The sequence below is a fragment of the Candidatus Hydrogenedentota bacterium genome (assembly GCA_035450225.1).
GTDB lineage: Bacteria > Hydrogenedentota > Hydrogenedentia > Hydrogenedentales > SLHB01 > DSVR01.
The window spans coordinates 1-10,500 of record DAOTMJ010000076.1 but is presented as its reverse complement, the minus strand read 5'-3'; the positions used below and the strand labels follow the sequence as shown (position 1 = coordinate 10,500).

Below are 10,500 nucleotides of genomic sequence, written 5' to 3'. Positions count from 1 at the left end.
AATGAAGCCAACAAGATCCCGCCAACGGGATTTTTCTTAGCCGGGGATCGGGGTTCGAGTAGATTTTTATTTGAGGCAACCGGATCGTGTTCGCAAACATGACAAGCACGGGGGGTTTCAGATATACTTGGCGGCGGGAAGCGCATGGGCAGGGCCGCATGCGTAAAGCAAGAGAAACCCACAAATACAGGAGGACGATTCAATGGCGACCATGGACAATCTTGCAGCGGCGTTTGCGGGCGAAAGCCAAGCAAACCGGAAGTATCTCGCGTATGCGAAAAAAGCGGAGGACGAGGGGTATCCGCAAATCGCGAAACTGTTCCGCGCGGCGGCAGCGGCGGAAACCGTGCACGCCCACGCGCATTTGCGTGTCATGGGCGGCGTCAAGGGTACGGCAGACAATCTCCGCGCGGCCATCGCGGGCGAGGGTCACGAGTTTCAGGTCATGTATCCGGAATTCATCGCCGAAGCGGAAAAGGAAGGCCACAACGCCGCGCTGGCCTCGTTCAAAAACGCCATGGCTGTCGAGGAAATCCATCACGGAATGTACGGCGGCGCCTTGACCGCGCTTGAAGGCGGCGGCGATCTGCAGGCTGCGCCCATTTACGTGTGCAATGTCTGCGGAAACACCGTCGTGGGTTCCGTGCCCGACCGCTGTCCGGTGTGCGGTGTTCCGAAGGAACGTTTTTTCGAGGTGGAATAAGCGCGCGGTGGCCTGTAGCGCCGAATTTCGATTCGGCATGGGCTTTGGCGGATCGGCCGAACCGGAATTCGGCGTCACACGGAATGGTAATTTGTTTTTCAAATGGAACGGGGAGGGCTCCGTCATGAATGGTTCGGTGGCGTGGGTATGCACGGTTTGCGGTTATGTTCATCGGGGTGAAACGCCGCCGGAGACCTGCCCGGTATGCGGTGCGCCGTCGTCCGATTTCGAGCGGCAAGCGGACACACCCAAACCGCCCAAACCGAAATCCGGCCAATGGCGATGCCTTATTTGCTCTTACGTCCACGCGGGCGGATCGCCGCCGGACGCCTGTCCGGTATGCGGCGCCCCGGCGGACGATTTCGGGCCTCTCGACGACGCCGCCAACCCGGAACCTTCGCAAACCCATACGGGCGCGCTCCGTTTCGTGATTGTGGGCGGGGGCATTGCAGGACTCGCCGCGGCGGAATCCATCCGTGGGGCGCGCCCGGACGCCCGCATCACGCTGATAAGCAAAGAGTCCGCGCCGCCGTATTACCGGCTCAACCTGACACGCTACCTTGCCGGCGAAATCGGCGCGGACAGCCTGCCCGTCCATCCGGATGCTTGGTACTCGGAACAAGGCGTTCGCCTGTTGCTCGGTGAGGAGGTCGCGGGCATCGATCCCGCCGGCCATGCCGTCCAATTGGCAAACGGCGTTTCCGAACCCTACGACAAATTGGTCTTGGCCTGCGGCGCACATCCATTCATGCCGCCCATCGAGGGATCCGCGCTGGAGGGCGTCACGGCGTTGCGCACGCGCGGCGACGCCGATCGCATACTGGACACCATCCGGCCCGGCGCGCCGTGGGTCGTCATCGGCGGCGGAATTCTCGGCCTGGAAACCGCCGGCGCCCTTGCCCGGCGCGGCGCACGGGTCACGGTCGTGGAAAATTTCGGTTGGCTTCTGCCCCGGCAGTTGGACGCTTTCGCCGCCGAACGTCTCCATGCGTTCGTGACCGGAAAAGGCATCGAGGTTCTCTATCAGCGGCAGACGTCGGCGTTCGAGGGAAACGGCCGTGTGCAGTCGGTGCGGTTGGCCGACGGATCGCGTCTGCCGGCCGAAGGCGTGGTCGTGGCCGCCGGCATTCGATCCAACAGCCACCTCGCCCGCAAAGCCGGACTGGAAGTCAACCAGGGCATTGTTGTGGATGCGCACTTGACGACGTCGCATGCCGACATTTTCGCGGCCGGCGACGCAGCCGAACATCACGGCATCGTGTACGGCCTGTGGGAACCGGCTCGTTACCAAGGCCAGATTGCGGGACTGAACGCGGCGGGCCTTTCGGCCGAGTTCGGCGGATTGCCCCGCGTAAATACCCTCAAAGTCCTTGGTTTCGGCCTGTTTAGCGTCGGAACCATAGCCCCCGCTGACGGCAGTTACACGGTGATTCGCGATGAAACAGGGGAAGGCTGCCGCGTGTTTCTCTTTCACGACAACGCACTGGTCGGCGCAATCCTCGTTGGCGACACGCGCCTTTCCGCGGAACTCGCCAAGGCCGTAAAAACGCGCCGGGACTGCTCCGCCCTGCTGCGCGCCAATCCAAGCGCGACGGACGTCGCCGCTTTTTTCAGCGGGGAACAAGCCTGAACGCGCGCCAATCAATGGAACGGGACCATCCCCACAAACGATTTGGAAGAGAGGAGACGGAATGCCATGGACCGGTTTAGTTGCGCCATTGCAATGGCGTGTGTTTTGTGCGGCGCGGGATGGACACAGGAGGCGGAAAACGTGAAGACGCACCGGGCGGAATGGTTTCAAAAGGCGCAATGGGGCGTGTTCACGCATTACATGGCCGACACGGTATTGAAGGATGCAACGGTCGAAACGTGGAACGCCGCCGTGGATCGTTTCAATGTGGATGCGCTGGCCGACACGCTGGCGTCCGTCGGCGCGGGATACTATGTGATTACGCTTGGACAAAATTCCGGTTTTTACTGTTCGCCGAACACGACATACGACCGGATAACCGGCATGGTTCCCAGCAAATGCGCGAAGCGCGATCTGATCGCCGATCTGTATGCGGCGCTGCATCCGAAGGGCATCCGCCTGATGGTGTATCTGCCTTCCGGCGCACCCGACCGCGACCCCGAAGCGATGAAGGCGCTCGAATGGAAACCGGGCAAACATCCGCGATGGGACACGGCTCCGGTAAAACCCGGCGACGAGGATCCCCGCCTTGAATCCTTCCAGCGCAAATGGGAATCCGTCATTCGAGAGTGGTCGGAACGGTGGGGTGAAAAAGTCGCGGGTTGGTGGTTCGACGGATGCTACTACCCCGACGCGATGTACCGCCACCCGGACGCGCCGAATTTCGACAGTTTCGCGGCGGCGGCGCGCGCGGGCAACCCCGCCGGCATCGTCGCGTTCAATCCCGGCATTGTCAACCCCATCATTACACTGACGCCCGCGGAAGACTACACGGCGGGCGAAATTGACCAGCCGCAGGATGTCGTGTGCCCCGGCCCCCGAATCGGGCAGGCCCAGTATCACATGTTGAGTTATATCGGCAAATGCTGGGCCGGTTCCCCGCCGCGTTTCTCGCCGGAACAAGTCGCCGCCATCACGCGAAAAATAGTCGAGAAGGGCGGCGTGGTCACGTGGGACGTTCCCATCGGCGCGGACGGCGCCATCGCCCCCGAATTCATGGATCATCTGCGCGCCGCGGGAAATGCCTGTAAAAGCGGATCGGGGGGATGACGCGGACTACCTGTGGCCGTTCTTGCGCTTCAACGCTTTTTCAATCGCCGCGACCACCGTTCTCAACGCCTTGAGGCGCGCGTGCTTCTTGTCGTTTCCTTCCACGATGGTCCATGGCGCGTTCACGGTCGAGGTCTTTTCGATCATCTCGGTGACGGCTGCGTGATAGGCGTCCCATTGCTTGCGGTTGCGCCAGTCCTCGTCGGTGATCTTCCATTGCTTGTACGGCGTCTTTTCACGCAGGCGGAACCGCTTGAGCTGCTCCTCTTTCGAGATGTGTATCCAGAATTTCACCAACACGATGCCCGACGAGGTCAATTCCTGCTCGAATTCGTTGATCTCGCGATAGGCGCGTCCCCAGGCCTCGGGCGTGGCGAACCCTTCGATGCGCTCGACCATGACGCGCCCGTACCAACTCCGGTCGAAAATCGTGATGTGTCCGCCTTTCGGGACGTGCCGCCAAAAGCGCCACAGATAATGGTGCGTACGCTCGTCGCCTTCCGGCGCGGCAAAAGGGATAACCTCGAATCCTCGGTGGTCCATGCCCGTGATGAGGCGCTTGATGTTGCCGCCCTTGCCCGCCGCGTCCCACCCCTCATACACAATGGCGACGGGGATGCGCTTGGGATAAATGAGATGTTCAAGGCGCAGAAGTTCCTTCTGAAGACGCGGCATTTCACGGCTGTACTCTTCATGCGTCACGGAAAGGTTCACGTCAACCTTGTCGAGCGGGCTGACCCGCTTCGGCAGGCGCGCCGGAACCACCGAAACCGTTGGCGGCTTGCGTTGAAGCGCGGTTTCGAGCGCCTGCCCGACCGTCTCGTCAATCGTCAGGCAGGCATACCGCGGGTCGTGCGCGGGAACGACCGTCCACGGGGCATACGCCGTCGAGGTTTCCCGCAGCGTCGTTTCGACGACTTGGCAGTAACTCTTGTACTTTCGGTGGCGGCGCCAGTCCTCCTTGCTGAGTTTCCAGGCCAGCGCGGGATCGTCCTTCATTCTCTTGAAACGCTTGGCCTGTTCGCGGCTGCTGATGTGAAGCCAGAATTTGAGGATCACCGCGCCGTCGTCCGCCAACTGCCGCTCGAACGTGCGCACCCGTTCGTAAACCTCCGGCCCCGCGGGCTTGTCGCGCTTCAGCGCCTCCCAGTACCAACTGCCGTCGTAAATGGCAATCAGGCCGCGCGCGGGCGTCGTCAGCCAGTAGCGCCACATCGGCGGATACAACGCCTCGGTTTCCGTGGGCGCTTGGAAGGTATGGACCTTGTATCCGCGCGGATCCAGCGGGGATAGCAGGCGGCTGATGGCCGTGCCCACGCCCGCGGCTTCCCACCCCTCGAACACGACAAGCAACGGGATGCCCGCCGCGCGTATCTGCCGCTGTAATTCCGCAAGGCGCAAATCCAGCGGTTCATGGGCCTTCTTGAACTCCTCCTTCGACAACGACGCATCCAGATCGACTGTCTCAAGCATGGTTCACGCCCTCACGCGTTGGCGGCTTGTAAAGGGGACGACATGGCCGTGGCGGACACTCCGCCCCGCCGCAATCCGCAATCTCAAATCCGCAATCTTACCGGTACTTCACGCCCATCAGGTGGCACAGAATGTAGCGGTCGAGTTCCTCGTAATCGCGCGCGGCGATCAACTGCGCCTCGAGTTTCTTGTCCAAAGTCCGGACTTTTTCCAACAGGAACAGGAAGCGTTCCTTGCTCGACGACAAATGCTTCGTGTTGCCTTCCTGTTTCTGCGTGCGCATGGCCTTGACGTCGAGGCCGATCCATTCGCCGTTTTTGCCGTAACCGTACTCGTCAAGCACGCGGACCTGGTTGAACGCGCGGCGAAGGTTGTACGATCCGAACGACTTGTCCTGATCGAACTTTAGCCCGCCTTGGTCGTTCAGATGCACGCTCTTGAGTTTGTTGTGCGCGAGGGCATAGGCCATGTCGTCGCTCGGATCCAGCCCGGCCAGACACGAATGCGCCGTCTCGACCAAACATCCGACGCGCGACGGATCGTCCGTCAGATACGACAATCCGATGGCATGACCGATCGTCGGGATAATCGCGCTGTCCACCGGCTCGTTGGGTTTCGGCTCGATCAGGATCATCGCCTTCGGATCGTACGCCAGCATCGCATTCAACGCGTCGCGCAATTGCAGCACCGACACACGCGGATTCTTGCTTTCGCGAATATACGACCCTTCCCGCGCAAGCCACAACACGATCCAGTCGCCGCCGATGGCGTTGTTGATGTCCATGCAGATTTTCGTGCGCTCGATGGCGTACTTCCGGCATTTCGGATCGTTGCTCGTGTACGCGCCGTCAATGGTCTGCCGCGCGAACCACAGGCGCGGCGCGGTGAACTCCGCCTTGAGTCCTTCCCCGTCCAGCATCCGCTTGACCTGCGCCGCCTCTTTCATGATTTGCGCGTGCGATTTGCCGTCGAGATTCGGCGCCACATCGTCGTCGTGAAACTGGACGCCGTCGAATCCCATGGCCTTCGCGGCCCGGATCTTCTTCGCCAGCGCCTCCGGCTTGCGCACCGTGGGACCAAACGGATCCGCGCCCTCGTCAATGTTCCACGGACCAAACGAAAAACGATACTGCTTTGCTCCTGCCTTGGCCATGCCCGATAACCTCCCTCGTCGCAATTTACCCATTCCGCATTACAAAGCCCACACGGAGCATCTCTTGGTCGCCGCACGTGGAACAGGCCGTCCAGCCTGCCCGAATGCTCCGTACACACGATCCGGCGACAGCATACCCCATGCGTCTCATCCGGTCAAGGGCGGCCAAAAAACAACGCCGAGATCAGAGCGCCATGAAGTTCCGGATGATTTGCTTGCCGCATTTCGTGAGGATGCTTTCGGGATGGAACTGGACGCCCCAGATCGGATATTGCTTGTGGGCAACGCCCATGATCTCGCCTTCGTCGGTCTCGGCGGTGATTTCGAGCACATCGGGACAGGTCTCGCGGCGGATGATGAGCGAGTGGTAGCGCGTGGCCTGGAATGGCGATTCGACGCCCTCGAACAGCCGGTTGCCGTTGTGGCGGATCCAGCTCAGTTTTCCGTGCATAATCCGTTCGGCGCGGATGACATCGCCGCCGAACACGTCGCCGATCGCCTGGTGACCGAGGCAGACGCCCAGCAGCGGGATCTCCGGGCCGAGTTCGCGGATCACGTCCCGCGAGATGCCGGCTTCCTTCGGCGTGCATGGTCCCGGCGACACGATGATCCGGTCCGGCTTGAGCGCGCGGATACCCGCGACATCGATCGCGTCGTTGCGAAACACGCGGATATCGGGCTCCAACTCGCCGAAATACTGCACGAGGTTGTAGGTGAACGAATCGTAGTTGTCAACGATGAGAATCATGATTCAAGCCCCTTTTCGGCGAATTCCACCGCGCGGAACATCGCCTTCGCCTTGTTGACCGTTTCCTCGTACTCGCGTTCGGGCACGCTGTCGTAGACAATGCCCGCGCCGGCCTGGATATGCGCCACGCCGTCCTTCAGGATGATCGTGCGGATGATGATGCACGTGTCCATGTCGCCGTCGAAACTGATATAACCGCAACCGCCCGCGTACGGTCCGCGGCGGATGGGTTCGAGTTCGTCAATGATCTCCATCGCGCGGATTTTCGGCGCGCCGCTGACCGTGCCCATCGGAAACGTGGCCGCCAAGGCGGAATAGGCGTCTTCGCCGTCCTTCATCTCGCCGGCCACTTCGCTGACGATGTGCATGACGTGCGAATAACGCTCGATGGCCATCATCCGCGACGCCACCGGCGCGACCGTGCCCGGCTTGCTGACACGACCGACGTCGTTGCGGCCGAGGTCCACCAGCATGATGTGCTCGGCGAGTTCCTTCTCGTCCGCGAGCAGGTCTTTTTCGAGCTGCAGATCCTCTTCGGGCGTTGCGCCGCGCGGACGCGTCCCCGCGATGGGCCGCACCATACAGCGCCGGCCCTTGACCTGCGTCATGACTTCGGGACTCGATCCGATAAGCGCCATGTCCGGATATTGCACGAGCGTCATGTACGGCGACGGATTGATCGATCGCAGCGCGCGGTACAGGCTCACGGGACTCGCGAACACTTCGCGCTCGAAGCGCTGCGACAAAACCACCTGGAAGATGTCGCCCGCGCAGATGTACTCCTTGGCCTTGCGGACCGCCTCGCAGAACGCCTCGCGCGTGAAACTCGACTTCGGCTCATTGTCCACCGGACCGGATTGCAGCCGTTCCGTGCTGACCGAAAGCGGCCTGCGCAATTGGCGATCAAGAATGTCAATCTTGCGCACCGCCTCGGCATAGGCCGAATCCGCGCTTTCCTGCACGTGCGCGTTGGACACTATCAACAGTTTGTTGCTCACATGATCGAAGATCAGGATTGTGTCGGTGATCATGAAATACAGATCCGGCAGACCCAGCGGATCCGGATTCGCGTCCGGCACTTTCTCGAAGAACCGCACCTGATCGTACGACATGTAGCCGACGGCCCCGCCATGGAAACCGTCAAGCCCGGGAACCGGCACCGGTTTGTAGGTGGCCATCAACTTGCGTAGTTCGCCGAGCGGATCGGGCGATTCGCAACAGGATGCGCACCCGTCACGAATCAGCGTGACCTGCGTGCCCTTCGATCGGAAAACCACCGAGGGATTCGCGCCGATAAACGAATACCGGCCGATCGCGTCGGCTTTCTCGACGCTTTCGAGCAAAAACGCGTAGGACTGGTCCTTCGCGATTTTCATGTACGCCGTCACCGGCGTCTCAAGATCCGCCAGGATCTCGCGGTATACCGGGACCAATGCGCCCGGACTCGCCAACTTGCGAAATTCATCCAACGTGGGGTGAACCATTTTTATCTCCTCCACAGGCTCCCAGAAAATCCATAACCTTGAGCCTTGAGCCTTATTCCGCGGCCACGCCGTCTCCATCCAGCGTCACGCCGCCGTCGAAATCCACTTTTCGGTAAAAACAACTGGTTTCATTCGTATGACAAGTGGGTCCGATCGGATTGCACTTCAGGACGAGCGCGTCGGCGTCGCAATCAACACGAATCTCCCGGACCTCCAGGACATTCCCCGACGTCTCGCCCTTGCGCCAGAGTTTCTGTCGCGACCGCGACCAAAAACACGCGCGCCGCTCCTCCAACGTTATCGCCAGCGATTCCGCGTTCATGTACCCCAGCATCAGCACCTGACCCGTGTCCGCATGCTGAATAATGGCCGCCACCAAGCCTTTTTCATCAAATCTGACCATGTCGTTCAATTTCATGGGAAATGCCTTTCTTCAACTGCGCCGCGCACAATACGACTGCGAAAGAATTGTCCTGCCTGGAAAGAAAAACTCGAAAGACGGAGCAAGGACTACCGGTGGGACATGGGACGCCATCGGCGAACATCAAACAAGTTCGTCTTCAGCATCCCGTGTTCTCCTTGCCTTCCATTCCGGTGGGCGCCCCGCCCGCCGCACCTAAAGCATGGCACACTTCCCGTTCCGAATGCAACACCGCAATCCGGATGCGCCGGGCGATTTATCCCCGCAACACGTCCGCGACGGCGGAACAGAGCGGCTCCATGTTGGACGGCGTCATGGCGGCGACGTTGATGCGGCCCGACGCCACGATATAGATGCCGTACCGTTCGCGCAGGGCATCCACCTGATCTTTTGTTAAGCCGGAGAACGAGAACATGCCGCGCTGGCGCGTGATGAACGAGAAATCGCGGTCCACGCCCTTGGCCTTGAGCGTCTCGACGAAAAGCGCCCGCATCCCGCGGATGCGATCGCACATGGCGCGCACCTCGCCTTCCCACAACGCGCGAAGTTCGGGATCGTTCAGGACCGTCGTCACGATGGCCCCGCCGTGCGACGGCGGATTCGAGTAATTGGTGCGAATCCGCAACTTGAGCTGGCTGAACGCCCGCTGCGCCTCGGCCCCGGAACGCGCCACAAGCGTGAGGGCGCCCGCCCGCTCGTTGTACAGGCCGAAATTCTTCGCGAACGAACTGGCCACGATGAACTCGTCCACGGCATCCGCCACGATGCGCAACCCCGCGGCGTCCTGTTCGAGTCCGTCGCCGAGTCCCTGGTAGGCAAAGTCGAAAAAGGGCAGGAATCGGCGGCGCGCCGCGACGTCCGCGATCGACTTCCACTGTACCGCGTCCGGATCCATGCCGGTGGGATTGTGGCAGCAGGCGTGAAGAAGGACGATCTCGCCCGCCGGCACGGATTCAAGCGCCGACATCATTGCATCAAAGGCCAACCGCTTGCCATCGGCATCGTAATAGGGATAAGTCTCCACTTCGAGACCGGCCGCCTGAAACACTCCCCGATGGTTTTCCCACGTCGGGGAGCTGATCCAGATCCGGTTGGTGTTGAGGTTCGCCTTGATGAAATCGCCCGCGACGCGCAACGCGCCCGTCCCGCCCGGCGTATGCGCCGTCACCGCGCGCTTGTCCGCGACAATTGGGTGATCCGGACCGAAAACCATGTCCTGCACCGCCGCGCCGTACGCCGGAGATCCCGGTATCGGCAGATACGATTTCGTGGTCTCCTCGCCAAGGATGCGCTCCTCGGCCCGCTTGACGGATGCAAAAATCGGCGTCTTGCCGCTTTCATCCTTATACACGCCGACGCCGAGATTGATCTTTCCGGGCCGGGTATCTTTCATGAATGCGTCGGTAAGCCCCAAAATCGGATCGGGCGGCGCCATCTCAATAGATTCGAACATGATTCCGTCTCCCTGGCCTTTCGGCCATAAACGCCTTGAACCGTCTGTGCCGCACAAGACTACGTTGCCGCGCACAGTCTTTCCCCCTTTACAAACCATTCGGGGGATTTTCACGACGGCATCAAACACATTGCCGCTTGCCGGTGGATATGATACCGAAAATTGTCCCGGAAACCAATTTGACGACAATCCGCTCATTTAGAAAAAAAAGTCATTTTTAGCGCCCCTCTCTACCACAAAATCCTCCCACCCCCTTCACTCCCTCCGGGATAATCGAGTAGGGGGGGGGGTTGCCCCTCTCCCCCTCTCACACCACCGGGCATAC

General features: G+C 60.9%; 9 protein-coding genes. 3 read left to right on the top strand and 6 right to left on the bottom strand.

What is annotated here, in order from left to right:
- The first annotated feature begins 202 nt into the window (after nt 1-202).
- From P5540_19335 to P5540_19325, 3 genes are all read left to right on the top strand, one after another.
- Complete coding sequence (locus P5540_19335) at nt 203-703, top strand: rubrerythrin family protein (GenBank protein ID HRT66967.1); 501 nt, start codon at nt 203-205, stop codon at nt 701-703.
- A gap of 124 nt (nt 704-827) precedes the next feature.
- On the top strand, nt 828-2,333 hold the full coding sequence (locus P5540_19330; protein ID HRT66966.1) for an FAD-dependent oxidoreductase: 1,506 nt from the start codon (nt 828-830) through the stop codon (nt 2,331-2,333).
- A gap of 66 nt (nt 2,334-2,399) precedes the next feature.
- The gene (locus P5540_19325; GenBank protein HRT66965.1) at nt 2,400-3,443 is read left to right on the top strand and encodes an alpha-L-fucosidase; all 1,044 of its coding nucleotides are present in this window, start codon (nt 2,400-2,402) and stop codon (nt 3,441-3,443) included.
- 6 nt (nt 3,444-3,449) lie between these two features.
- On the opposite strand, the gene pap is transcribed toward P5540_19325, so the two are convergent.
- The 6 genes from pap to P5540_19295 form a co-directional block, all read right to left on the bottom strand.
- A complete protein-coding gene (gene pap / locus P5540_19320; protein HRT66964.1) occupies nt 3,450-4,916 on the bottom strand; it encodes a polyphosphate:AMP phosphotransferase in 1,467 nt (488 codons plus the stop codon).
- Between the two features lie 97 nt (nt 4,917-5,013).
- Complete coding sequence (locus P5540_19315) at nt 5,014-6,069, bottom strand: TIM barrel protein (GenBank protein HRT66963.1); 1,056 nt, start codon at nt 6,067-6,069, stop codon at nt 5,014-5,016.
- Nucleotides 6,070-6,253: 184 nt separating this feature from the next.
- The gene (locus P5540_19310) at nt 6,254-6,817 is read right to left on the bottom strand and encodes an aminodeoxychorismate/anthranilate synthase component II (protein HRT66962.1); all 564 of its coding nucleotides are present in this window, start codon (nt 6,815-6,817) and stop codon (nt 6,254-6,256) included.
- Complete coding sequence (trpE, locus tag P5540_19305) at nt 6,814-8,301, bottom strand: anthranilate synthase component I (GenBank protein HRT66961.1); 1,488 nt, start codon at nt 8,299-8,301, stop codon at nt 6,814-6,816. Before trpE ends, P5540_19310 begins: the two co-directional genes overlap by 4 nt.
- Before the next feature lie 52 nt (nt 8,302-8,353).
- Nucleotides 8,354-8,719, bottom strand: coding sequence for a phosphoribosyl-AMP cyclohydrolase (gene hisI, locus P5540_19300; GenBank protein ID HRT66960.1), 366 nt, complete (start codon nt 8,717-8,719; stop codon nt 8,354-8,356).
- 259 nt (nt 8,720-8,978) lie between these two features.
- On the bottom strand, nt 8,979-10,175 hold the full coding sequence (locus P5540_19295) for an amino acid aminotransferase (protein HRT66959.1): 1,197 nt from the start codon (nt 10,173-10,175) through the stop codon (nt 8,979-8,981).
- Between the last annotated feature and the right edge of the window lie 325 nt (nt 10,176-10,500).

Bases quoted from the DNA above. Each gene is read 5' to 3' on its own strand.
- P5540_19335 (HRT66967.1), top strand. From the start codon at position 203: ATGGCGACCATGGACAATCTTGCAGCGGCGTTTGCGGGCGAAAGCCAA.
- P5540_19330 (HRT66966.1), top strand. From the start codon at position 828: ATGAATGGTTCGGTGGCGTGGGTATGCACGGTTTGCGGTTATGTTCAT.
- P5540_19325 (HRT66965.1), top strand. From the start codon at position 2,400: ATGGACCGGTTTAGTTGCGCCATTGCAATGGCGTGTGTTTTGTGCGGC.
- pap (HRT66964.1), bottom strand. From the start codon at position 4,916: ATGCTTGAGACAGTCGATCTGGATGCGTCGTTGTCGAAGGAGGAGTTC.
- P5540_19315 (HRT66963.1), bottom strand. From the start codon at position 6,069: ATGGCCAAGGCAGGAGCAAAGCAGTATCGTTTTTCGTTTGGTCCGTGG.
- P5540_19310 (HRT66962.1), bottom strand. From the start codon at position 6,817: ATGATTCTCATCGTTGACAACTACGATTCGTTCACCTACAACCTCGTG.
- trpE (HRT66961.1), bottom strand. From the start codon at position 8,301: ATGGTTCACCCCACGTTGGATGAATTTCGCAAGTTGGCGAGTCCGGGC.
- hisI (HRT66960.1), bottom strand. From the start codon at position 8,719: ATGAAATTGAACGACATGGTCAGATTTGATGAAAAAGGCTTGGTGGCG.
- P5540_19295 (HRT66959.1), bottom strand. From the start codon at position 10,175: ATGTTCGAATCTATTGAGATGGCGCCGCCCGATCCGATTTTGGGGCTT.